Annotated in this window: 22 protein-coding genes; 17 read left to right on the forward strand and 5 right to left on the reverse strand. The window is 42.0% G+C overall.

The annotated features are described in order from the left end of the window. Nucleotide 1 precedes the first annotated feature (1 nt). The 3 genes from ybeY to H562_RS0106970 all read left to right on the forward strand — a co-directional run bounded on the left by ybeY (nucleotide 2) and on the right by H562_RS0106970 (nucleotide 3,246). On the forward strand, nucleotides 2-409 hold the full coding sequence (gene ybeY, locus H562_RS0106960) for an rRNA maturation RNase YbeY (protein WP_027376839.1): 408 nt from the start codon (nucleotides 2-4) through the stop codon (nucleotides 407-409). A 77-nt stretch (nucleotides 410-486) separates the two neighbouring features. Beyond that, nucleotides 487-2,349, forward strand: a complete 1,863-nt coding sequence (gene mnmG, locus H562_RS0106965) for a tRNA uridine-5-carboxymethylaminomethyl(34) synthesis enzyme MnmG (RefSeq protein ID WP_027376840.1) — start codon at nucleotides 487-489, stop codon at nucleotides 2,347-2,349. Between the two features lie 78 nt (nucleotides 2,350-2,427). Further along, nucleotides 2,428-3,246: a class I SAM-dependent methyltransferase gene (locus H562_RS0106970; RefSeq protein WP_027376841.1), complete on the forward strand. Its 819-nt coding sequence runs from the start codon at nucleotides 2,428-2,430 to the stop codon at nucleotides 3,244-3,246. Nucleotides 3,247-3,422: 176 nt separating this feature from the next. Here the strand turns inward: H562_RS0106970 and H562_RS0106975 are convergent, their stop codons facing one another. Further along, nucleotides 3,423-4,613 carry a phosphoglycerate kinase gene (locus H562_RS0106975; protein WP_027376842.1) on the reverse strand — a complete coding sequence of 397 codons (1,191 nt, stop codon included), beginning with the start codon at nucleotides 4,611-4,613 and terminating at the stop codon, nucleotides 3,423-3,425. A gap of 625 nt (nucleotides 4,614-5,238) precedes the next feature. Here H562_RS0106975 and rpiB point away from each other — a divergent pair. The 8 genes from rpiB to tsaB are packed head-to-tail and all read left to right on the forward strand — an operon-like array spanning nucleotide 5,239 to nucleotide 11,719. After that, the gene (rpiB, locus tag H562_RS0106980; protein ID WP_027376843.1) at nucleotides 5,239-5,670 is read left to right on the forward strand and encodes a ribose 5-phosphate isomerase B; all 432 of its coding nucleotides are present in this window, start codon (nucleotides 5,239-5,241) and stop codon (nucleotides 5,668-5,670) included. Nucleotides 5,671-5,695: 25 nt separating this feature from the next. Next, nucleotides 5,696-7,849, forward strand: coding sequence for a ribonuclease R (gene rnr, locus H562_RS0106985; RefSeq protein WP_027376844.1), 2,154 nt, complete (start codon nucleotides 5,696-5,698; stop codon nucleotides 7,847-7,849). Nucleotides 7,850-7,896: 47 nt separating this feature from the next. After that, complete coding sequence (locus tag H562_RS0106990; protein WP_027376845.1) at nucleotides 7,897-8,577, forward strand: LysE family translocator; 681 nt, start codon at nucleotides 7,897-7,899, stop codon at nucleotides 8,575-8,577. Beyond that, entirely contained in the window at nucleotides 8,577-9,506 is a 930-nt protein-coding gene (locus H562_RS0106995; protein WP_027376846.1) for a S66 peptidase family protein, read from the forward strand. The genes H562_RS0106990 and H562_RS0106995 overlap by 1 nt, the downstream gene beginning before the upstream one ends. A 4-nt stretch (nucleotides 9,507-9,510) precedes the next feature. Next, nucleotides 9,511-9,864 carry a DoxX family protein gene (locus H562_RS0107000; protein WP_027376847.1) on the forward strand — a complete coding sequence of 118 codons (354 nt, stop codon included), beginning with the start codon at nucleotides 9,511-9,513 and terminating at the stop codon, nucleotides 9,862-9,864. Next, nucleotides 9,864-10,235 carry a YraN family protein gene (locus H562_RS0107005; RefSeq protein WP_027376848.1) on the forward strand — a complete coding sequence of 124 codons (372 nt, stop codon included), beginning with the start codon at nucleotides 9,864-9,866 and terminating at the stop codon, nucleotides 10,233-10,235. The genes H562_RS0107000 and H562_RS0107005 overlap by 1 nt, the downstream gene beginning before the upstream one ends. Nucleotides 10,236-10,244: 9 nt before the next feature. Continuing rightward, nucleotides 10,245-10,997 carry an SDR family NAD(P)-dependent oxidoreductase gene (locus tag H562_RS0107010; protein WP_027376849.1) on the forward strand — a complete coding sequence of 251 codons (753 nt, stop codon included), beginning with the start codon at nucleotides 10,245-10,247 and terminating at the stop codon, nucleotides 10,995-10,997. 44 nt (nucleotides 10,998-11,041) lie between these two features. After that, nucleotides 11,042-11,719, forward strand: coding sequence for a tRNA (adenosine(37)-N6)-threonylcarbamoyltransferase complex dimerization subunit type 1 TsaB (gene tsaB, locus H562_RS0107015; protein WP_027376850.1), 678 nt, complete (start codon nucleotides 11,042-11,044; stop codon nucleotides 11,717-11,719). Between the two features lie 75 nt (nucleotides 11,720-11,794). Here the strand turns inward: tsaB and porW are convergent, their stop codons facing one another. The 4 genes from porW to H562_RS0107035 form a co-directional block, all read right to left on the reverse strand. Continuing rightward, the gene (gene porW / locus H562_RS14825; protein ID WP_051190437.1) at nucleotides 11,795-14,320 is read right to left on the reverse strand and encodes a type IX secretion system periplasmic lipoprotein PorW/SprE; all 2,526 of its coding nucleotides are present in this window, start codon (nucleotides 14,318-14,320) and stop codon (nucleotides 11,795-11,797) included. Between the two features lie 73 nt (nucleotides 14,321-14,393). Continuing rightward, nucleotides 14,394-14,969, reverse strand: coding sequence for a Maf family nucleotide pyrophosphatase (locus H562_RS0107025; protein WP_027376851.1), 576 nt, complete (start codon nucleotides 14,967-14,969; stop codon nucleotides 14,394-14,396). Nucleotides 14,970-14,989: 20 nt separating this feature from the next. Then, on the reverse strand, nucleotides 14,990-15,508 hold the full coding sequence (locus tag H562_RS0107030) for a KdsC family phosphatase (protein ID WP_027376852.1): 519 nt from the start codon (nucleotides 15,506-15,508) through the stop codon (nucleotides 14,990-14,992). Beyond that, nucleotides 15,498-16,250, reverse strand: a complete 753-nt coding sequence (locus tag H562_RS0107035) for a Rossmann-like and DUF2520 domain-containing protein (RefSeq protein WP_027376853.1) — start codon at nucleotides 16,248-16,250, stop codon at nucleotides 15,498-15,500. Before H562_RS0107035 ends, H562_RS0107030 begins: the two co-directional genes overlap by 11 nt. 103 nt (nucleotides 16,251-16,353) lie before the next feature. On the opposite strand from H562_RS0107035, the gene H562_RS0107040 reads away from it, so the two are divergent. The 6 genes from H562_RS0107040 to H562_RS0107070 all read left to right on the forward strand — a co-directional run bounded on the left by H562_RS0107040 (nucleotide 16,354) and on the right by H562_RS0107070 (nucleotide 22,827). Then, nucleotides 16,354-16,905: an RNA polymerase sigma factor gene (locus H562_RS0107040; RefSeq protein ID WP_027376854.1), complete on the forward strand. Its 552-nt coding sequence runs from the start codon at nucleotides 16,354-16,356 to the stop codon at nucleotides 16,903-16,905. Between the two features lie 13 nt (nucleotides 16,906-16,918). Further along, nucleotides 16,919-17,467: a hypothetical protein gene (locus H562_RS0107045; protein WP_027376855.1), complete on the forward strand. Its 549-nt coding sequence runs from the start codon at nucleotides 16,919-16,921 to the stop codon at nucleotides 17,465-17,467. A 10-nt stretch (nucleotides 17,468-17,477) separates the two neighbouring features. Then, nucleotides 17,478-17,990 carry a hypothetical protein gene (locus H562_RS0107050; RefSeq protein ID WP_027376856.1) on the forward strand — a complete coding sequence of 171 codons (513 nt, stop codon included), beginning with the start codon at nucleotides 17,478-17,480 and terminating at the stop codon, nucleotides 17,988-17,990. A 98-nt stretch (nucleotides 17,991-18,088) separates the two neighbouring features. Next, nucleotides 18,089-19,096: a hypothetical protein gene (locus H562_RS0107055; RefSeq protein WP_027376857.1), complete on the forward strand. Its 1,008-nt coding sequence runs from the start codon at nucleotides 18,089-18,091 to the stop codon at nucleotides 19,094-19,096. A 69-nt stretch (nucleotides 19,097-19,165) separates the two neighbouring features. Next, nucleotides 19,166-20,962, forward strand: coding sequence for a translation elongation factor 4 (gene lepA / locus H562_RS0107060; protein ID WP_027376858.1), 1,797 nt, complete (start codon nucleotides 19,166-19,168; stop codon nucleotides 20,960-20,962). 167 nt (nucleotides 20,963-21,129) lie between these two features. Next, on the forward strand, nucleotides 21,130-22,827 hold the full coding sequence (locus H562_RS0107070) for a M14 family zinc carboxypeptidase (protein WP_027376859.1): 1,698 nt from the start codon (nucleotides 21,130-21,132) through the stop codon (nucleotides 22,825-22,827). Nucleotides 22,828-22,848 lie beyond the last annotated feature (21 nt).

Raw genomic sequence — 22,848 nt, forward strand, 5'->3', positions numbered from 1 at the left:
CATGATACAGTTTTTTTTTGAGAATATTGATGAATTAGCCATTGAACCCTCCACTACACGCTGGCTGGAAGATCTGCTGTATTCCGAACACAAAAAAGTAGGCGACATCAATTATATCTTTTGTGATGATGAATATGTGCTGAAAGTGAACAGGGAATATTTACAGCACGATTATTACACCGACATCATCACTTTTGACTACGTAAAGGGCAATACCATCTCCGCTGATATTTTCGTATCTTTGCCCCGCATTTTTGAAAATGCTGATACCCATTCTACTGCTTCTAAGATAGAGATGCACAGGGTTTTAGCACACGGTCTTTTACATCTTTGCGGCTATAAAGATAAGACAGATATGGAAATTAAAGAAATGCGCTTTAAAGAAAACTTTTACCTCAATAAGCTATAGATACTGATTCTAGTACAGCTTGAACAGGTGAAAAATCTTAAATGTTTCACGTGAAACATTAAATTAAAAAAAAAGAAATGATAAGCGAAATATACGATGTAATAGTAGTGGGTGGTGGTCACGCAGGATGTGAAGCCGCAGCGGCCGCAGCTAATCTTGGATCAAAGACTCTCTTGATCACTATGAACATGCAGACCATTGGCCAAATGTCCTGTAATCCGGCAATGGGCGGAATTGCGAAAGGTCAGATCGTTCGCGAAATCGATGCAATGGGTGGTTACTCGGGAATTATTGCCGATAAATCTGCAATACAGTTTAAGATGCTGAATTTATCAAAAGGTCCGGCAATGTGGTCTCCAAGAACTCAAAATGACAGAATGCAGTTTGCACAGGAGTGGCGAATTGCCCTTGAACAAACGCCAAATCTCGACTTTTTCCAGGATATGGTAAAAAGCCTTCTGATCGAGAATGGAAAAGTTACCGGCGTAGTGACCTCCCTGGGTTTAACCATCAGGTCAAAATCTGTTGTTTTGACGAACGGAACATTTCTTAATGGCCTCATTCATGTAGGTGCGAAACAGCTCGGCGGCGGAAGAATGGGCGAACCACGCGCCATGGGAATTACAGAGCAGTTGGTTTCTCTCGGTTTCGAAGCAGGAAGGATGAAAACAGGAACTCCTGCACGTGTTGATGGCCGAAGCCTCGATTACTCGAAAATGGAGGAACAGAAAGGAGATGAAAATCCACAGAAATTTTCCTTCAGTAACACCGCCAAACTGACAAAACAGTTGAGTTGCCACATTGTGTATACAAATGAAACCGTACACGATATTTTACGTGAAGGATTCTCGGAAAGCCCCATGTTTAATGGAACCATTCAAAGCACAGGACCAAGATACTGCCCAAGTATCGAAGATAAAGTGAACAGATTTGCAGAACGCACCCGTCATCAGCTTTTCGTTGAACCCGAAGGTTGGAATACTGTTGAAATTTATGTTAACGGTTTCAGTTCTTCTCTGCCGGAAGATATTCAAATGAAGGCAATGCGACATATTCCCGGTTTCGAGAATGCTAAAGTTTTCCGACCCGGATATGCAATTGAATACGATTACTTCCCTCCTACCCAACTTCACCACACGCTTGAAACCAAAATTATCGATAATCTCTATTTTGCCGGTCAAATCAATGGTACCACAGGTTATGAGGAAGCTGCGGGACAAGGTATTATGGCAGGAATTAACGCGCACAATAAAGTCCACGAAAAAGAACACTTCATCTTAAACCGCGACGAGGCTTATATTGGTGTCCTTATTGACGACCTTATCACTAAAGGCACAGAGGAACCTTACCGTATGTTCACCTCACGGGCAGAATACCGGTTACTTCTGCGACAGGATAATGCCGATATCCGCCTGACCGAAAAGGCTTATAAATTAGGTCTTGCTGATGCAGAAAGGCTTCGAAATGTCGAGAAAAAAATAGAAGATAGCGCGAAACTGGAAAGCTATCTGAAAGAAACTTCATTAAAACCTGGCACTATAAATCCCCTTCTAGCTTCTATAGACTCCGCACCGGTCGATCAGGCATTCCGCGCCTCGCAAATACTTACACGTCCAAACATGACAGTGGAAAAACTCGAAGAAATTGACTTTATTAATCAGGAATTGTCAGTATTCTCTGGCGAGATTAAAGAACAGGCAGAGATCAATATCAAATACCGCGGCTACATTGAAAAGGAAAAAGAAAATGTAGCAAAATTAAACCGGCTCGAAACCATTAAGATCCCGGAAGATTTTGACTACCAAAAAATCTCATCTCTGTCTTCGGAAGCAAAGCAAAAGTTGACCAAAGTGCAGCCTAAAACAATAGCACAAGCCGCAAGAATCAGCGGTGTTTCGCCGTCTGACATCAACGTACTTTTAATTTTCCTCGGTAGATAATATATATGTTTCACGTGAAACGTCATTTAAAGATTATAGATTAATAAAAGAATATTCCTGAAATAAATTATTGGAAGCATGACTATTAAAGACCATTTTCTGACTCAGGAAAATTTTCAACTTACCGAAACAGATATTCCTGGTGTTTATAAAACTTCTCCCATACCCAAAGAGTTGGACAAATATTACGAAACTGTCAACTATATTTCACACCACCAGGATGCAAAAAGTTTTAAAGTCCAGCTATATAAATTTTTCCAAAGGTTTAATCTAAAATATAAATCGAAAATCTTAAAATCGGAAATTGACCTGCAATCACCTGTCCTGGATTATGGCTGTGGCGCAGGAGAATTTCTTCATTTTATAGAAAATGATTACAAGACATTTGGGTTCGAACCGAATATTTCCGCAAGAAATGCAGCAGCTTCGAAACTGCACAGATCTGTACTGCTGGAAAATATAAACGATATTGCAGATGAAAGCCTTGGCGCAATAACGCTTTGGCATGTGTTCGAACACGTAGGAAATCCCGAAGAACTTTTGGATACTTTCCACCGGAAACTGAAACCAGAAGGCTGTCTGATTATTGCGGTTCCAAATCATACATCTTATGACGCGGTTCATTATGGCGAATATTGGGCGGCTTATGATGTACCCCGACATCTCTACCACTACACCAGAAAAGGAATGACGAACTTCCTTAAGGATAAAACCTGGAAACTGAAAAAAGTGAAACCACTTCGCCTGGATTCATTTTACATATCTATGTTGAGCGAAAAATACAAAAAATCAGCCTTAATATGGCTAAAAGGAGCCGTTTTTGGAACTATTTCCAATTTTAAGGCATCAAAAACCGGCGAATATTCCAGTCTGATATATGTTATCGGAAAAAATTAGAAAATTGATTTTTGACCTGTTTCTGAAGGTCAAAAATCGACCTTTTTTATTAAAGTTTTAAAATTTTCACGGAAATCCAATTTAAATTTTATTTCAGTTTAATTATTGCCAAAAAAAAATCCCCGAAATTTGAAATGATTTCAAGTTTCAGGGAAATTTACTGTAACAAAATTTCTTTAGTCATTGATGGCTTTTACGCCCGGGAGTTCTTTTCCTTCTAAACTTTCCAGCATGGCACCACCGCCTGTAGACACATAGCTCACTTTATCTTCGTAGCCAAACTGTTTCACAAAAGCAACACTGTCGCCACCACCGACAAGCGAAAAAGCGCCCAACTCAATAGCCTCCGCAATACTGTCACCTAAAGATATAGTTCCTTCTGAGAAATGCGGCATCTCAAACACACCGATCGGTCCGTTCCATAAAATTGTGCGGGAATTGATAATAACGTCGTGAAATAGTTTTCTTGATTTTTCGCCGGCATCCATCCCCATCCATTCCTCGGGAATGTCGAATATATCTACTTCACTGCGGTCCGCATCATTGCTGAATTCATCAGCAATCACCGAGTCAACCGGCAGATGAACTTTTACATTCTGCGCCTTTGCTTTCTCCAGAATCTGCAGCGCCAGTCCCAGTTTATCTTCCTCTACAAGGGATTTTCCAATAGAACCTCCAAGCGCTTTTACAAAGGTAAATGCCATTCCACCACCAATAATCAGGTGATCGACGGCCGGCAACATATTCTCAATAATCGTAATCTTTGTGGAAACTTTGGAGCCTCCCAAAATAGCCAGAACGGGTTTTTCACCGTTTTTTAAAACTTTGTCAATAGCGGTTAATTCTTTAGCCATCAGTAAACCGAAAAACTTAGTTTTAGGAAAAAACTGTGCAATAACTGCTGTTGATGCATGTTCCCGATGTGCAGTTCCAAAAGCGTCATTAACATAAGCATCTGCATATTTCGCAAGTTTATGTGCAAATTCCACATTTCCCTCCTCCTCTTCATTATAAAACCTAAGGTTTTCGAGTAAAAGGATTTCGCCATTTTTCAACGCACCGGTCATATTCTGCGCATCCTCGCCAAGGCAGTCGCTACAAAACTCTACATGGTGACCTAAAACGTGCTCAATTTCAGGAACGATATTCTTTAATGAAAATTCTTCCGAAGGCTTACCTTTCGGCCTGCCCAGGTGCGTCATCAGGATCACGGAACCGCCGTCATTCAGAATCTTATCAATCGTCGGTTTTACGGCCTGAATTCTGGAATTATCGGTAACTTTCAAATCCGCACTCTGTGGCACATTAAAATCTACGCGAACTAAAACCTTTTTATCTTTAAAATTATAATCATTCACTGTTTTCATAGTTTTTCCCGTTTTGAGTAGCACAAATCTAAGATTAATTCGGCCGAATTAAAACTAATTCTGATTTAAAATTCCCCAATCCCCAAAATACATTTTCTCTACATTATCTTCTTATTTATAAAAAAAGAAATGAATAGTGTTGTTGTAATGTGGGAGTTCGTGGAGAACTAAAATGCCGTTTTCTGTATACATTGAACCAAGCTGATACCGGTACTTTACTAACAAAGTAGAGCGCTTATTTTCAAGCTGATAATAAAGTTATCAATAAATGTTCGCAGCTGTATTTTCGCCGGTTTATGGAGAAGTGCAGTATGGAGAAGTTCTGTTTTGAGCCCTGAAAAAATTCTTTAAAGTTTTTCGGAAATGTTGGTTAACAATTTGCACTATGGATTTTAACCGGATAAAAAAAGAGAATCTTTCTGCGACTTATCCACAGTGTACTGATAACAAGTCCACATACTTTCGGCATCGCTTTCGGTACGGTTTTTACTTTTGAGCTTCTATTAAAAAGCTGATTCAAAATTCCTGCCGAAATTTTAAAATATTAGAGCCAATAAAACGCGGTTTATATTAATAGTATTAAATTTGTCAGAACTGTATACATATTAAGGAAACAAATTTCTTCATGAAAAAAATTGCTCTTGGCTGTGACCATGCCGGTTTCAACTATAAAGAAATGCTTAAAGCGTCTTTAAAAGACCATTTCATTATTCAGGATTTTGGAACTTTTTCCACGGATTCTGTAGACTATCCGGATTTTGCGCACGCGGCGGCTGAATCGGTAGAAAAAGGTGAAAATGATTTTGGAATTCTACTTTGCGGCAGCGGAAATGGTGTTCAGATCACGGCCAACAAACATCAGCATATCCGGTGTGCATTATGCTGGATGCCTGAAATTGCAGAACTCGCCAGAAAGCATAACGATGCAAATATGATGGCGCTTCCTACGCGTTTTATCGCGGAACAACTGGCATTGGAGATTGTACAGAAATTCCTGTCCACAGAATTCGAAGGTGGACGACATCAAAACAGAGTGGGAAAAATAGCCTGCTGCTGATAACCACTTACTTTAACAAAAATTAATGGCAAACAAAAAATTTATATCTCATAAAAACAACCAGAAGCTCCAGCAAATTGGCCGCTTGATCATGTCCTTTATGAATAAAAAGTCGACCAAGATCTACAATTACAAACAGATCGCGGAAGGTATCGACTATAAAAATCCCCGCCAGCGCGAACAGGTCATCCAGACACTGCATAAACTTCTTGCAGATAAACACATCAAAGAAGTTGAGAAAGGCAAATATATACTGAACCTGAATATTGAGGGAACGCTCACCGGAACCATCGATTTTAACCAGGCCGGAAATGCGTATGTGAATGTAGAAGGTATGGATGACGATATATTCGTACATTCCAAAAACGTGAAAGATGCGCTGCAGGGCGACAAAGTTCTGATCGTCACTTACAACTTCAAGGGAAAAAAAATCGAAGGTTCGGTCCTGGAAGTCCTCGAAAGGAAACGCGATGAATTTGTAGGAACTTTTCAGCTGATAAAACATAAAGATTTTGGATTCGTGGTAAGCGATAAGAAATCGATGAATACAGACATTTTTGTACCGCGCGGTAAAATCGGCGGTGCGCAGGATGGCGATAAAGTCGTAGTAAAAATGACCGACTGGAAAGCCGGTGAGAAAAATCCTGAAGGCGAAATCATTAAAGTTCTGGGTGCGCCCGGCGAGCACGAAACCGAGATTCACTCCATTCTTGCAGAGTATGGTCTGCCCTACGCTTTTCCGGAGGAAGTTGAAAAAGAAGCACAGAAAATAGACCAGAGAATACACGACAGCGAGGTCGCAAAACGCCGCGATATGCGGAATGTCTGCACTTTTACCATCGATCCCAAAGATGCAAAAGATTTTGATGATGCACTTTCAATTCAGAAACTTGAAAACGGAAACTGGGAAATTGGCGTGCATATCGCCGATGTGTCGCATTATGTTGTGCCGGGAACATTGCTTGACGACGAAGCGTATGACCGTGCAACTTCAGTTTATCTCGTAGACCGTGTGGTTCCCATGTTGCCTGAAGTATTGAGTAATGAAGTATGTTCCCTGCGTCCAAATGAAGATAAATACACTTTTTCGGCAGTTTTTGAACTGAATGAGAAAGCCGAAGTTATAAAAGAATGGTTTGGCCGAACCGTAACGCATTCTGACCGGCGGTTCACCTATGAAGAAGCTCAGGAAAGAATCGAAACGCAAAACGGCGATCTGACCGACGAAATTTTGACTCTCAACCGGCTTGCAAAAATTCTGAGAAAGGAAAGGATTGAAAACGGAGCGATTACTTTCGACCGCAGCGAGGTGCGCTTTAATCTAGATGAAAACAGCGAACCGATCGGTGTTTATTTCAAGGTCAGCAAAGATTCCAACCATCTTATTGAAGAGTTTATGCTTTTGGCCAACCGCAAAGTTTCGGAATTCATTTCGCTGACGCGGAACGGAAAACCAACCAACAATACTTTCATTTATAGAATTCACGATGATCCGGATCCTACAAAACTTGAGGCTTTACGGGAATTTGTGTCCACTTTTGGCTATAAGATGGATTTAGCGAACACTAAACAAGTTGCTCAGTCCCTGAATAAACTTTTAAGCGATGTGCAGGGCAAAGGAGAAGAAAATATGATTGAAACCCTCGCGATGCGGTCTATGAGCAAAGCGATCTACTCTACTGATCCTATTGGCCATTATGGTCTGGGCTTCGAATATTATTCCCATTTTACCTCGCCCATCCGCCGATATCCGGATCTTATTGCGCACCGTCTCCTGCAGCATTATCTTGATGGAGGAAAGTCGCCCAATAAACCGGAATATGATGAGAAATGCAAACACTGCAGTGCGATGGAAAGGCTTGCGGCAGATGCCGAACGCGATTCGATTAAGTTCATGCAGGTCAAATTTATGGAGAAACATTTGGGACAGGAATTTACCGGCGTCATTTCAGGTGTTGCAGATTTTGGTTTCTGGGTTCAGATTCCTGAAAATGGAGCCGAAGGACTCATCAAATTGCGCGATCTTATGGATGATTCATATTCCTACGATGCTAAAAATCATCTGGTTGAGGGCAGCCGCACCGGTAATAAATACCAGCTTGGCGACAAGGTCACCATCAAGGTGATGAAGGCCAACCTTATTCAGAAGCAGCTGGATTTCAAGATCATCGGTGATTAAATTTAATTTACTTTTTTCTAAAGTAAGCGGAACATTAAAGTAGCAATATGCTGGAACTCATTCTCTCTGCAGTTGGCTTAGGAATAATGCTGAGTTTGGTTTTTATAGGACCTATATTTTTTTTGTTAATTGAAACCAGTTTTTCACGAGGTCCCAGACATGCGCTGGCCCTGGATCTGGGGGTTATATTTGCCGATATCCTCTGTATTGCTGCCGCATTTTTTGCAAGCGGTGATCTGGTAGAGATCATCGATAAGCACCCCGGATTTTACCGCATCACGGCGTTCATCATTTTGGTTTATGCCCTGTATATGATCGTTTCCAAAACAAAAATGCATTTAGCCGGCGAAGAAAAAATGATCAGCCAAAACTACCTGAAGACTTTTCTTAATGGATTCTTCTTTAATATACTGAATATTGGTGTGGTACTTTTCTGGCTCGTCACCGTGATTTCGGTGCGAAATGCCTATCCGAACCTCGATGATTTTTTGCTTTATATGGCTTTGGTCGTGGGAACTTATCTTATTATTGATTTCATTAAAATCTCGCTGGCCAAGAATTTTCATTATAAACTTACAGAGAAAGTCACCAATCAGATCCGGAAAATTGTAGGATTTGTGTTGGTCGGTTTCAGTATCTTTATTTTTCTTCAAAGTTTTAAAAAATTCAATCAGTTTGATAAAAAGCTTGAGAGAGCCGAACAAACTGTTCAAAAACACATTCATTAATGCAAACCCTCACCTTTCCCGGATCTCTGCAAAAAGGCGATAAGATCGCAGTCATCTCGCCGGCTGGTTCTGTAAACGAACAACAGCTTACAGATGGTTTGAATTTGATTGAAATGCAGGGCTATGAGCCGGTTTTAGGCAAACATGTGTATACCGAATTTAAAAATGGATATTCTTACGCCGGTACCGAAAAAGAACGAATTCAAGATTTAAACTGGGCGTTCAACGACGCGGATATTAAAGCAGTTTGGGCTTCCCGTGGCGGGTACGGCTGCCAGCATCTGTTAGGACACATACAACTTTCCGCATTCCGGAAAAATCCCAAATGGTTTATCGGTTATTCCGACAATACCGTGATACAAAGCTTTTTATTTAAAAATCATTTTCCTTCCATCCACGCACAAAGTATAAAAACAGCGAGTTTCGGCGTTTCAGCTGAAAGTTACACGCAGGTTTTCGATATCTTAAAAGGAAAATTTCCGAAGTATAAAGTTGAAAAAAATCTGCACAATAAAGCAGGAAATGTGGAAGGTCTTTTGATCGGCGGCAATCTGGCCTTAGTTTACGCACTTCTGGGTACCCGGTACAGTTTTAATTTTAAAGATAAGATCCTTTTTATCGAAGAGGTTGGCGAACAGTATTATTCGCTCGACCGCATGTTGATGAGTCTGGAACTGGCAGGCGCTTTCCGCCAGATCAAAGGATTGATTATAGGGGGAATGACGAATATGGGAGACGAAAAGCAGAACAAAAACTATGAAACCAGCTTTGATGAATTTGCATATCAGCTCATTTCAGAGCGGCTCAAAAAATATGACTTCCCTACCCTTTTCGGTTTTCCCAATGGACACATTTATGAGAACCGTCCGCTTATAATCGGTGGGAATGCGAGATTAAACGTGGGAAAACTCAATACCGTAGAATTTTAGAATTATGGTTGAAGCAGGAAAATACATATTTGCCTTTCTGATGATCTTAGCGGGATTGATGCATTTCCTGAAACCTAAATTTTATCTGAAGATCATGCCGCCATACCTGCCGGCTCCCTATAGTTTGGTTTTAATAAGTGGAATTGTGGAAATTCTCTGTGGAATTTTACTGCTGTGGCCAACGACACAAACACTTGGCGCTTATCTCACAATTGTCCTTTTAATCGCTGTTTTTCCGGCAAATATTGAAATGACACGGCAGTATTACGTGAGAAAAAAGAAAGGATTCTGGTTAACGGTTTTGCGTTTGCCACTGCAGATATTACTCATTTGGTGGGCTTTTCAATTCATTAAATAATGGCAGAACACAATGACTTTGGAAACATTGCCGAGAATTTAGCCGCAGATTTCCTGGAGGCTAAAAATTATCGGATCCTCGCCCGGAACTTCCGCTATCAGCGCGCTGAAATTGATATTGTTGCAGAATATGGAAACCTGCTGGTTATCGTTGAAGTAAAAGCGCGTGGAACGGATATTTTTATGGAACCCCAGGAAGCGGTGACCAAAAAGAAAATTAAGTCAATCGTCCTCTGTGCGGATTTTTATATGCAGCACAATAATATTGATAAGGAAGTGCGGTTCGATATTATCGGAGTTCTTCCCGATAAAAGCGGAAAACTGCAAATCACACACATCGAAGATGCTTTTCAGAGTTTCGATGCAAATTAATATAAAGAAATGAAAACAGCACTCATCACCGGCGCAACTTCCGGTATCGGAAAAGCAACTGCCGACCGCTTTGCTAAAGAAGGGTACAGGCTAATTCTTTGCGGCCGACGTACTGAAATTCTGGCCGAACTTCAAAAAACAGTCTCTGCGCTGACTGAAGTTTATACTTTGAATTTTGATCAGCGTTATTTCGAAGAAGTGAAAACTGCGCTGAACTCCCTTCCCGCCAACTGGCAGAATGTGGATATTGTCATCAATAACGCAGGTAATGCCCACGGTCTGGAGACTTTGGAAGATGGTAATGTTGCGGATTGGGACGCCATGCTCGATGGTAACGTAAAAGGAATTCTGTACGTCACCAAATTGCTGATCCCTAAAATGAAAGAAAATAAGTCCGGACATATCGTGAATATTTCTTCGGTCGCCGCACGCCAGACTTATGCAAACGGCGTGGTTTACTGCGCTTCTAAACGTGCGGTAGACGTACTTTCCGAAGGAATGCGTCTTGAACTCACAGAATATGGCATCAAAGTAACCAATCTGCAGCCCGGCCTGGTAGAAACCGATTTTTCTAAAGTGCGTTTCAAAGGTGATGAACAAAGGGCAGAAACAGTGTATCAGGGTTATGAAGCCTTGAAACCCGAAGATATTGCGGATGCGATTTTTTATTGCGTTTCTGCGCCGAAGCACGTGGCCATTTCTGACCTTACGATTTACCCAAGCGCCCAAAGTGAATCACGCACGGTCTATAAAAACCTGTAAAACGAAACTCCAATTTCCTCACTATTTAGCATTTATTGTAAAAAATGAAAATTCTGCATATTGAAACTTCCTCTAAAAACTGCTCCGTTGCTGTTTCAGACGGTGATGAATTACTTTGCCTGTGCGAAGAACGCTCAGATAATTACAAACAGTCCGAGAGTTTACACACCTTCGTGAAATGGGCGCTGGAGGGTGCCGGAATAGAACTTTCCGGTCTTGATGCAGTGAGTCTGGGAAAAGGACCCGGCTCTTATACAGGACTGCGCATTGGCGCTTCTTCTGCGAAGGGTTTCTGTTTCGGGCTGAATATCCCACTTCTGGCCGTAAACTCACTGACCACAATAGTTCCGCCTTTCGTGAACACGGGTTACGACCTGATTATTCCGCTCATCGACGCGCGCCGTATGGAAGTATATTGCGCCGTATTCGACGGTAGGTCGGGAAATATGATCGCCAATACCGAAGCTAAAATTCTGGATCAGACTTCGTTTCAGGAATACGCCGGAAAAAAGATATTGTTTGTGGGCGATGGCGCAACTAAAGCGGTGGAAATGATAAACCTTCCACATGCTGAATTCAACGATTCCGTATATCCTTCAGCGAAACATTTAATCAAAGAAGCCGGTATTAAATTCAGAAACGCCGAATTCGAAGATGTCGCCTATTTCGAACCTTTTTATCTGAAAGATTTTCAGGGGGTGAAAAAAAAGAAACCGGAATAAATTCAGAAAAAACCAGATTCCCAAACATCTTTAAACCAAATAAAAAAGCGAAGGTCAAACTTCGCTTTTTTTCAATTATTGAATCTTGATGTCTTCGGCCGGCTGCATTCGCAGATCCTGCTGTACGCCACCCGGTTGGGGCTGCCTCAGTTCATTTACCGTTGGGCTGCTCAGCTCGCCATTTCGTGGCGGACGTGGCGAACGTGGCTGTCCCGGACCAGCATTTTCACGGATATCCGTCGGCTGAACCTGTTTCTGTGGCACCTCTGGTACTACTTTATTTCCCTGTTCGTCGGTTGCCTCTATAGACAGGTCACTTTTCAGGTATTTCAGCATTTCCAGGGCTTTCTCGCCTTCTCTGGTTCGCGCATAATTCAGGGCGATCTGCTCCAGTTGCAGGATCATGATTTCTTTCCCTGCGATCTTCCCGGAATTAAAGGCATTAAGAAGGGCAAATTTCGGAACGAGTGCATCTTTGGGATATTTCTCCAGAGATGCTTCAATTAGTGCTTTGCTTTCCTCATATTTTTCGGTATCATACAGTTCAAATGCCTGTGCGTAAGCTTTCTCGACCTCTTCCGAAGATTGCGAGAAAGAATTGCTCTTTGGGTTTTTTACAAATTCTGCGTAGGAAGTATACGGGAATTCTTCAAGTATCATGTTTTTCGCCCTTTGTGCAGCGGCAGGATTTTTTTCATAATTAAAGGCAAAGATCTGGTAAAGTGCCTGGAGTTTCAGATCATCTTCGGGCTTTGCATCTACGAGATTGTACAGTGTTTTTGTTGCCAGAGGCGTATCGCTGAAGTAGGTTTCATACATCCTTCCCAAGCCTAAACTTGCTGTATCGCGCGCTTTCTTCAAAGCAAGGATCTGCTGTGGGTCGCTTGGCAGCTGTTCAATATAAAACGCAGGTTCCAGCCGTCTGGGATCGGGTGCCGCCGCTATTCCCATCGCTTCATTCTTCAAATCTTCAATAGAACTGCCACGCGCAGAAGTCCGCCAGTTGTCGCTAAGGGTTCGGTTGCCCCACAACTGTTTGAAAGTGGATTCTCCTTTTGCCACCGTTGAAGCATTTGCGAAATAAAAGCCTCCCTTTCCGGTACCGAAATCCTGAAAACCTCCGGTGTTCGAAGCGAAAATTGAATTTGCCGAATAATCGCCGGTATCAAATCCTTTACTGCGCTCTTCGCGCTTTCTGGCGAGTTCTTCCTCGGCTTCCCTGGCTTTAATTCCATCAATATACCTGGTGAAGTAAGCGATTTTTTCATTTTCAGGCATTGCTGCCAAAGCCAGTATGCTGTCGTTTTTTTTGATCAGATAATAATTCGCTGAAACCTGTTTAATATTTCCCGACTGTTCTGCCAAAAGGATTTTAGAAGGTTCATAGGTCATTACCGCGAGTGCGGAATCGTAATAAGCGCCGGCAGAAAGGTAATCGCTGTCTTCAAAATAGGCTTTGCCGATCTCGAAATAATTGAGACCGCGGATTTGGGGATCCGAAATCTTTTCCTTGAGCGACTGTGCAAAAAATGCTTTTGCTTCATCTTTTTTGCCCGCTTTATTGGCCATAAGTCCCAGAGCGTAATAGAACTCATTTTTCCGGGAAGCATAGGTTCCTTTCTTGCTGATTTTTTCCAGGTAGTTCTTGGCTCCATCGTAATCATCATCTTTTCCGTTAAAGGTTTTTGCGATTTCTATTTGCGATTTTACCTCGAACTCGAAGTTATTGGCATTTTTGTACGCCGTCACGAAGCTTTCACGTGCTTCCTCGTTTTTCCCGAGGTTCGCCAGGATCTGACCGCGAAGAAATGCAATCCTGCTCCTTAATTTGCGGTTTTTGTTTACTGCGTATGCACTCCCGAGTTCTTCAACAGCCTCTTCTTTTTTACCTGCGGCCAGAAGCATTTCAGAGTAATACACACTTAAAAGCCTGCGTTCGTTTTTCTTAAGTTTTTTAGTTTTCAGATCTGCGAAAACTTCTTCAGCACGGTGATAATCTTCCATCTTGGTATAAGCCAAACCCTGATAGATCCGCGCCACGGCAATGCGCTTATCTTTGGGCATATTGCTGAAGATATAATTCAGTCCGTCGAGTGCTTCCAAAGGTTTGTTTTGATAGAGCCGCGACTGCGCGAGCAAAATATTGGCATCAAAAATTTTCTTGTTCTTTTCTACTCCACCTTTCATCACCGAATATTTGGCAATGGCTTTCAATGCTTTAGCTTCGGAGATCTCTAAAACTGAAGCACCCTTTTTTCCCGGCATATTGGCGAAATTCGGATTTCCTCCCGGCACGCCCGGTCCGCCTGAACGCATGTTTGCCGGTGGCGCAGGATCATCATCCGACATAGCACCGTTGCCAAGATTGCTGCCCAAAGGTTGATCCTCATAAGTTAACAGCTGAATATAGGGCGCGTAAAAATTATCCTGGTGCGATTTGTCCCGGTTGCGCAACTCGGTTTCCAGGGCATCCTTGCTGTTGAAAAGTGTATTGTAATATGAGAAGAAACCTTTCATAAAAGTCGAATCACTCGACTTTTTCCGCGAGGAACAGGAATTGAAAACAGTGAGCGCTAGAAGGAAAAATATAGTTTTTTTCATTATTTTATAATAAGTTCTGAATCGGCAGTTTAGTATGAAAAAACCGATTAATTTTGGTAAAAATAACGAAATTTTATTTTTGAAAAGTGTCTTCTCCGAAATCTTTTAAATTCTCGTAAATAAGGTGTGTGGGAAGGCCCATGATCGTGTAGAAACTGCCTTCGATCTTACTGATTTTTGCCATTCCGAGCCATTCCTGTATGCCGTAACTGCCGGCTTTATCAAACGGGCGGAAACGGCTGATATAAAAATCAATTTCCTCTGGGCTGAATTTTTGGAAATATACTTTTGCGCGGTCGCTTACTGTACGCTTTTTACCTGCTGCCCGCAGCGTAATTCCGGTATACACTTCATGTGTTCTGCCTGAAAGTTTACGGAGCATTTCCGCAGCCTGAAGCGCATCATCCGGCTTCCCCAGAACTTCACCATCGAGTACAACGACGGTATCTGCGGTGATCAGTACTTCATCTTTCTGTAACGTTTTATACGAGTTCGATTTAAGTTCCGCCAAATAACCTGCAATTGCGTGAACACTGATTTCTTCAGGATATATTTCGTCACATTCCACGCTGACTACTTTGAAGTCGTAACCTAAACTTTGAAGAAGTTCTTTGCGGCGCGGCGAGTTTGATGCCAGTAAAAGTTTCATTGATTTTCGAAAAACAAAAGTTAAACGCTCTGGGTATTGTCATCTGCCCATTTCCCCTGAACTTTCATTACCTGTTCGATGACGTCGCGTACTGCCCCTTTTCCGCCTTCAGTTGGCGAGATATAATCTGAGATTTCCTTTATTTCGGGAACCGCGTTTTTCGGGCAGGCAGAAATTGCTGAGTGCTGCATGATGGAGCGGTCCGGGACATCATCACCCATGGTCAGGATTTCTTCGTTCTTTAAATTATATTTAGCTTTAAAGTGTTCAAAATCAACAAGTTTATCGGGAGATTTTGGGTAGTAATCTGAGATGCCGAGATAATTGAGGCGAAACTTTACCATATCGTCGTTACCCCCAGTGATGACTCCAATGATGTAGTTGTTTTTTAATGCTTTTACCACCGCATATCCATCGAGAACGTGCATTACACGGGCCATATGTCCGCCGGGAATCAGATAAACGCTTCCGTCGGTAAATACCCCGTCTACATCAAAAACAAATGCTTTGATATTTTTTAACCTGTCTTTATAACTCATACATTTTTTTTATGGATTCGTTCATAACTTCATAAATTTTCAGATGTTCCGATTCTGTGAGAAGCATTTGGTGGAGTTTCAATACTCTGTTATCATTGCGCACTGCCGGACCTGTCTGCGCCAGTTTAGGATCCAGCGTTTCTATTTTGTCCGTAGTTTCACGGATCAGTGGCAGAAAATAGCTGAACGGAATTTCCTGAGAATCGCTTATTTCTTTGGCTCTTGCAAAGAGATGGTTTACAAAATTGCACGCGAAGACCGCAGTAAGGTGAATATATTTTCGTTTTTCAAATGTACTTTGCATCACCTTGCCCGAAATCAGGGAAGCTAACTTATGAAGTTCACCGTAATCTGCCTCATTTTCTGCTTCTATAAAAAATGGGATTTCGGAGTAATTAAGTACTTTCGCTTTTGAAAAGGTCTGCAGCGGATAAAAACTGGCTTTTCGGTAGTTACCACTCAAGATTTCCTTTGGCAAAGATCCCGAAGTATGTGCGACCAGACAGTCATTTTTAATTATCTTCGTGGAGATTTCTGCAACTGCGTCATCCTTTACAGCGATCAAATAAAAATCAGCGTCGGCGAGTGTACTTGTAGAAAAAGGAATTTTAAATTTTTCCGAGATTTCCTTCAGTTCTTTCGCATTGCGGCCAAAAACCTGAGCGATTGGAATATTTTTCTCGTGAAAAGCCTGGGCCAGATGAAAGGCTACGTTGCCGGAACCAAGTATTACCGTCTTCATTATTGTAATTATCAACAAAGATAATTATTTGCTTTGGACTGAAAATTGAAATACTTATTTAACTTTTTACTAAATTCCCTATCCAAACCACGAAAGCCTCACAATGAAGAGTAAGGAAGCCGAAATTATCGACTTGATGTCCAGCGAAAGATCCCGTGAAAAGGGTGTTCGTTTGATGATGGATGCTTACCAGAGCAGATTGTATTGGCATATACGCCGGTTAATTGTAGATCATGCGCTTGCCCAGGATGTTTTGCAGGATACTTTCATAAAGGCTTACCAAAATTTTCATCAGTTTAAGCAGGATAGTCAGATTTACACCTGGTTGTACAGAATCGCCACAAATGAGGCCCTGCAGCAGCTGAATAAAATGAAAAAGATGCAAAAAAGTGAGGAAGGTGCCGAATACCATCTTCAAAATCTTGTAGCTGAGAATGTGAGTGCCGATGCCGATGAAATTCAGGTGCTGCTGCAAAAAGCCATACAGTCGCTGCCGGAAAAGCAGAAACTGGTTTTCACTTTTCGGTATTATGAGGATCTGCCCTATGAGGAGATTTCGCAGATTCTGGATATGTCGGTAGGTACCTTAAAGACCAATTATCACTACGCCAAACAAAAGGTAGAAGAATATATAAAAGCAAATTACCACGAATAAAGTTTTTTCAAAGATGAAAGATTTAGATATAGAAAAACTGGAACGTAAAAATATTTACGACTGTCCTGCAGATTTCTTTGAGCAGATGCAGAGTAATGTCCTCAGACAAACCTCTACCCCGCAAAAAGGGAGGATCATAAATTTAAACTGGGCCTACGCAGCCGCGGCAGCAATCACATTGCTTTTTGGAGTTACGTTTTTTGTAACACAGGGCACTTCAGAAGCGCCGATTGATCAAACCAATGCAGTTGCTTCTAATGCAGTTACGACACCCGTAACCAATACGTTATCAGCTGTTGAGTCCCAGGAAGAAGAAGTAGTTCCTGCAGAAAAACCAGAAAATAATTTAACTTTTCAGCATCCCGCTAATCCAACAGGAGAACAGTCAAAAGCGGTAGCAGTAAAAACCGGCTCGCCAGCACGGACTGTTCAGAAAAAAGAAGCATCTGCGAAAAATGTAGAAATTCAGATGGACCAGGTTCTTGCTAATTTTCCTTCCGCGGAGTTGGCCGATCTCGGCAGAAATGCTGAGCAGGATGTATACCTGGATTTATATAACTAAAATGAAAGATATGAAAAAAACGGTATCGATATTGGCCACACTATTTTTCGCATTTCAGACTTTTGCTCAGGACCAGAAATATGACTGGAAAAATATGAAGCCGGAACAGAGAAAACAAACGATACAAAAAATGAATCCGCAACAGAGAATGTTGTTGCTGCAGCAGTTCAGGGAAAATATGGTAGTTTCCGAAATTGCTGTACCAAAAGATGATCAGGAGCAGTTTAAAACACTGTATGCGGAATATCAGGCAAAGCAGAACGAAATAAAAAAGAAATTTAAAACGTCGGAATCTTATGAAAATATGAGCGACGAAGAGGCTACCAACCAACTGAATCAAAGCTTTGAGATTGGTCAGCAACTTCTCGATAACCGAAAAATATATGCAGAAAAATTCATGAAGGTCATCAAACCGCAGCAGGTTTTGCAAATGTACCAGACCGAAGGAAAACTGCGCAACAAAATGTTGGACAGAAAACAAGACGGGCCGCGAAATTCGGGTCCGCAGAGCAGGCGACCATAATAGTTTATTTTTTTAATGTTTGAGCGACCTCTACAATTTATTTTGTGGAGGTCGTTCTTTTTTAGAAATTAAGTTTATCTTCCCGCCAAAAATAATCTATGTACAAAGGACTTTTACTTTTATTGATGCCCTTATTCTTTTTCAGTCAGACCAAAGAAGTCATTAAACTGAAATACCCGGTTACAGATTTCACCAGAACTGCCAGGAGCCTCCAGGTCATCGATGTACGAAAGGATAAAACCATAAAAGATATTGTGTTCCGCGGCAAGTACTACACTTTTAAATTCCCGACCGACGATCTGAGCGCCGATATTGAAAACTGGTTTCTGAACGGTAACAGGAAAAGAGATAAGGCGACCAACGACATCGTGATGCTGGTGGAAGATTTTTCGATTTCAAATGAAGTGCGGAACAAGGAAATTTTCTGCGTGCTCGACATGAAATTCAGCACTTTCCTTAAAAAAGATGACAGCTATCATTTTCTGAAACGCTACGATAATATGATCAGCTTAAGTACAAAGGAAGTTGGTGGAATTCCGAATATTTTTGTTGAAAACATACAAAAAGTCCTGCAAAAGTTACTGTTTGATACTTACCGCGCGTCGCCGCATAATACAGCAATTCCATTGGCAAGCCTTACGGATTACGATGGATTTTTGAAATCCACTTATCCCGCCTTCAGTTCCGCGAAATTAAAAGACGGCATCTATACAGACTATCAGAGCTTTTTCGCTCAGACTCCGGTGGCAGGTTATGAAGTCATTAAAAATAAAAACGGCGAAGTTTTAAAGGCAGTTAATTCCACAGAAGAAAGGATTCCGGCCAGAAAAATTTATATTTACGTTGAAGGCGGAAATGCCTGGAAAAACTCACAGGCGGGATTTTTGGAACTTCAGCACGATGACAGCGGCTATTATGTGATGGCCAATAAATATATGCTCTTTCCGGAAGAGATCAATGTTTCCTCAGCCTACTTTCTCTTTGGTATTGCGGGTGGAGTTGTAGCTGCCATACAGATCAACAACAAATTTAACCAGGCACTGGAAGGTGAGAAATATAAGACCTATATCGATTATCTGAATGGTGAATACAGTTTCACCCAGTAAAACCGAACCCAAAATAAAATTGGGAGTTTTCTTCTCACTTTCATTATCTTTGCGAATTGCAAACTTTTAATGAAAAATATACGTAACTTCTGCATTATTGCACATATCGATCACGGCAAATCTACCCTGGCTGACCGTCTCTTAGAATATACCGGAACCGTCACCCAGCGGGAATTACAGTCCCAGACGCTGGATGATATGGACCTGGAAAAAGAGCGCGGCATCACCATTAAATCCCACGCTATACAGATGGATTATGAGGTTGATGGTGAAAAATATGTACTTAATCTGATCGATACACCGGGACACGTGGATTTTTCCTACGAGGTCTCGCGTTCGATCGCCGCCTGCGAGGGTGCGCTTCTTATTGTAGATGCCGCACAAAGTATTCAGGCTCAGACGATAAGCAACTTGTATCTCGCGCTGGAAAATGATCTGACCATCATTCCTATTCTTAATAAAATCGATCTGCCGTCCGCAAATCCGGAGGAAGTCACCGATGAGATCATGAACCTGATCGGCTGCGAATACGAAGATGTTTTGAGGGTGTCCGGCAAAACCGGCGAAGGAGTTCATGAACTTCTGGCACACATCGTAAAAAAAATTCCCGCTCCTGTCGGCGATGAAGGCGGGCCTTTGCAGGCTTTGATCTTCGATTCGGTTTACAATCCTTTCCGCGGGATTGAGGCATATTTTAAAGTCGTCAACGGCAGCATCAAAAAAGGTCAGCGCATCAAATTTATGGCGACCGGAAAAATGTACGAAGCCGATGAGGTAGGAACGTTAAAACTGAAACAGTTACCGAAGAAAGAAATAATGACCGGCGATGTAGGTTACATCATTTCAGGGATCAAAGACGCCCGCGAAGTGAAAGTAGGCGATACCATCACCACTTTCGAGAAAGGCGCCGAAAAACCGATCGAAGGTTTCGAGGAAGTAAAACCGATGGTTTTCGCCGGAATCTATCCGATTGAAGCCGAAGATTTTGAGGAACTGCGTTTCTCACTGGAAAAACTCCAACTCAACGACGCTTCTCTGGTCTTCGAACCTGAAAGTTCTGCCGCACTTGGCTTCGGTTTCCGTTGTGGATTCCTGGGCATGCTGCATATGGAGATCGTACAGGAAAGACTGGACCGCGAATTCAATATGGACGTGATCACCACGGTTCCCAACGTTTCCTACCACGGGTATACCAAGCGTGAACCTGAGAAAATGATCCTGATCAACAATCCCTCGGAAATGACCGACCCAATGACGATGGACCGGGTAGAAGAACCTTTCATCAAAGCGTCTATTATTACCAAATCCGATTATGTAGGTCCGGTGATGACGTTGTGTATCGAAAAAAGAGGCGAGATTGTGAATCAAAGTTATTTAACCGCCGACCGTGTAGAACTTGTTTTCAACATGCCTTTGGCAGAAGTGGTTTTCGATTTTTATGACCGTTTGAAATCCATTTCCAAAGGGTATGCATCTTTCGATTACCATCCCATCGGTTTCCGCGCGTCCAAACTGGTGAAGATGGACATCCTCATCAACGGCGATATGGTCGATGCACTGTCGTCGCTCATCCACGACAGCAACGCTTACTATATCGGAAAAAGAATGTGCGAGAAACTGCGCGAACTGATCCCGAGACAGCAGTTTGATATCGCGATCCAGGCGGCTTTGGGGGCTAAAGTCATTGCCAGAGAAACCATAAAAGCTTTAAGAAAAGACGTGACCGCAAAATGTTACGGTGGCGATATTTCCCGTAAACGTAAACTGTTGGAGAAACAGAAGGAAGGAAAAAAGAAAATGAAACAGATCGGTCGGGTAGAGGTGCCGCAATCCGCATTTATGGCGGTGCTGAAGCTGAACGATTAATTTTTTTATTTGGGCAGCTTTTTCCGTCTTCCGTTCCCGCTTCCGCCGCGGCGGAGAGCTTCACTCAAGCCGGGCTGCAGATTTTCGGTTTTTTCCAAACCCTCACTATCAATCAATTCCTGAATTTATTCGGGAATTTTTTATTTAAATTCGTAGAAATTTATTCCATGAAACTGCTCTCCGCACTTTTTATTTTTGTTTCCGCATTTTCTTATGCTCAGAAATCTTTTCCTACACCCTACGAAAAAGGCAACGGCAACCAGACCACGACCTATGCCGAAATGGTGAAGTATTATGATGATCTCGCCAAAAATTTTAAAACAGTTACCGTAGAATCTTTCGGGACTGATGATAATGGTGAACCGGTCAAAGTCGTTATTTTCAACGCTTCAAAAGATAAAAATGTGCCTGCAATACTGATCAACAACGGAATTCATCCCGGTGAACCCGACGGTATCGATGCGACTATGATGATGATGCGCGACTTCGCTACAGGAAAAATCACTGCGGGAAATCTGAAGATTGTTGCGGTTGAAGCCTACAATATTTCGGGTATGCTGAGGCGGGGAAAATTCAGCCGCGCCAACCAGAACGGACCGGAAGAATACGGTTTCCGCGGAAACGCCCGAAACTACGATCTGAACCGCGATTTCATTAAGAATGATACCGAAAATGCAAAAGCTTTCCAGCAGATCTTCCAGCATTTTAAACCGATATATTTTATTGATAATCACGTTTCTAACGGTGCCGACTATCAATATTTATTCACCTACATATCCACCAATAAAGAAAGACTCGGAAAAGATCTTGGAACGTATTTCAACGGAAAAATGCAGCCCGCCATCCTTCAGAAAGTTGAAGAAAAAGGAATTCTTGCCACACCTTATGTGAACATCCACGGTGATTCGCCGGACGAAGGTTTCACCGCTTTTATGGATACACCAAGATATGCAACGGGTTACACCACACTTTTCAACACTTTGGGAACCGTGGCAGAAACTCACATGCTGAAACCCTACAAAGAAAGGGTTCGTGCGACGTATGAATATATGTTGGGCGCCATTAATTATACAGAAAAAAATGCAACTGAGATCCGGAGCTTAATGGCCGAAAGTTTAAAAGAAGTCCAGCCAAAAATGAAATATCCTGTTCAGTGGAAAGTCGACAGTTCTAAATACCAACTGATTGATTTCAAGGGATATGAAGCCGGGCAAAAACCAAGTGGCGTTTCCGGTCAGGACCGTTTGTTTTATGACCGCGCGAAACCATTTACCCGAAAAGTGAAATTTTATAATGAATATATTCCCACCAGGGAAATTACAATTCCCACCTTTTACGTGGTCCCGAAATCTGAAAGAAAAGTGTTGGACTATTTAAAGCGGAATCATATTTCAATGAAGGAAATCCAGCAGGACTCGACCATTTATGTGCAGCAGTACAGGATCGCGGATTTCAAGACGGTAAAAAGTCCCTACGAAGGACATTACCTGCACTACGACACTCAGGTGAAATCCGGGATGAAAATGACACAGTTCCGCCAAGGCGATTACATTGTTCCTACGGAGCAAAACGGTGTAAAATATCTGCTCGAAACTCTGGAGCCCGAAGCCGTGGATTCTTTCTTCAACTGGAATTTCTTCGATGGAATTCTGGGACAGAAAGAATATTATTCCGATTATGTTTTTGAGGATACAGCGGCAGATCTCTTAAAGAATGATCAGGTTTTGAGAACTGCATTTGAACTGCAGAAAGCAGCAGATCCTGAATTTGCGAAAAATGGTAAAGCACAGCTCGACTGGATTTACAAGCACTCTGATTATTATGAGAATACGGTTGGTTTATACCCGATCTACCGGATTTTGTAGGGAATTTTCACATCGCCGCAC

This window comes from Kaistella palustris DSM 21579 (assembly GCF_000422265.1).
Lineage (GTDB): Bacteria > Bacteroidota > Bacteroidia > Flavobacteriales > Weeksellaceae > Kaistella > Kaistella palustris.

Excerpts from the sequence above, each read along its gene's own strand:
- H562_RS0107045 (WP_027376855.1), top strand. The coding sequence starts at position 16,919 with ATGAAAGATTTAGATATAGAAAAACTGGAACGTAAAAATATTTACGAC.
- H562_RS0107035 (WP_027376853.1), bottom strand. The coding sequence starts at position 16,250 with ATGAAGACGGTAATACTTGGTTCCGGCAACGTAGCCTTTCATCTGGCC.
- H562_RS0107050 (WP_027376856.1), top strand. The coding sequence starts at position 17,478 with ATGAAAAAAACGGTATCGATATTGGCCACACTATTTTTCGCATTTCAG.
- tsaB (WP_027376850.1), top strand. The coding sequence starts at position 11,042 with ATGAAAATTCTGCATATTGAAACTTCCTCTAAAAACTGCTCCGTTGCT.
- ybeY (WP_027376839.1), top strand. The coding sequence starts at position 2 with ATGATACAGTTTTTTTTTGAGAATATTGATGAATTAGCCATTGAACCC.
- H562_RS0107000 (WP_027376847.1), top strand. The coding sequence starts at position 9,511 with ATGGTTGAAGCAGGAAAATACATATTTGCCTTTCTGATGATCTTAGCG.
- H562_RS0107010 (WP_027376849.1), top strand. The coding sequence starts at position 10,245 with ATGAAAACAGCACTCATCACCGGCGCAACTTCCGGTATCGGAAAAGCA.
- rpiB (WP_027376843.1), top strand. The coding sequence starts at position 5,239 with ATGAAAAAAATTGCTCTTGGCTGTGACCATGCCGGTTTCAACTATAAA.
- H562_RS0107070 (WP_027376859.1), top strand. The coding sequence starts at position 21,130 with ATGAAACTGCTCTCCGCACTTTTTATTTTTGTTTCCGCATTTTCTTAT.
- H562_RS0107055 (WP_027376857.1), top strand. The coding sequence starts at position 18,089 with ATGTACAAAGGACTTTTACTTTTATTGATGCCCTTATTCTTTTTCAGT.
- H562_RS0107040 (WP_027376854.1), top strand. The coding sequence starts at position 16,354 with ATGAAGAGTAAGGAAGCCGAAATTATCGACTTGATGTCCAGCGAAAGA.
- rnr (WP_027376844.1), top strand. The coding sequence starts at position 5,696 with ATGGCAAACAAAAAATTTATATCTCATAAAAACAACCAGAAGCTCCAG.
- H562_RS0107025 (WP_027376851.1), bottom strand. The coding sequence starts at position 14,969 with ATGAAACTTTTACTGGCATCAAACTCGCCGCGCCGCAAAGAACTTCTT.
- porW (WP_051190437.1), bottom strand. The coding sequence starts at position 14,320 with ATGAAAAAAACTATATTTTTCCTTCTAGCGCTCACTGTTTTCAATTCC.
- H562_RS0107030 (WP_027376852.1), bottom strand. The coding sequence starts at position 15,508 with ATGAGTTATAAAGACAGGTTAAAAAATATCAAAGCATTTGTTTTTGAT.
- lepA (WP_027376858.1), top strand. The coding sequence starts at position 19,166 with ATGAAAAATATACGTAACTTCTGCATTATTGCACATATCGATCACGGC.
- H562_RS0107005 (WP_027376848.1), top strand. The coding sequence starts at position 9,864 with ATGGCAGAACACAATGACTTTGGAAACATTGCCGAGAATTTAGCCGCA.
- mnmG (WP_027376840.1), top strand. The coding sequence starts at position 487 with ATGATAAGCGAAATATACGATGTAATAGTAGTGGGTGGTGGTCACGCA.
- H562_RS0106970 (WP_027376841.1), top strand. The coding sequence starts at position 2,428 with ATGACTATTAAAGACCATTTTCTGACTCAGGAAAATTTTCAACTTACC.
- H562_RS0106975 (WP_027376842.1), bottom strand. The coding sequence starts at position 4,613 with ATGAAAACAGTGAATGATTATAATTTTAAAGATAAAAAGGTTTTAGTT.
- H562_RS0106995 (WP_027376846.1), top strand. The coding sequence starts at position 8,577 with ATGCAAACCCTCACCTTTCCCGGATCTCTGCAAAAAGGCGATAAGATC.
- H562_RS0106990 (WP_027376845.1), top strand. The coding sequence starts at position 7,897 with ATGCTGGAACTCATTCTCTCTGCAGTTGGCTTAGGAATAATGCTGAGT.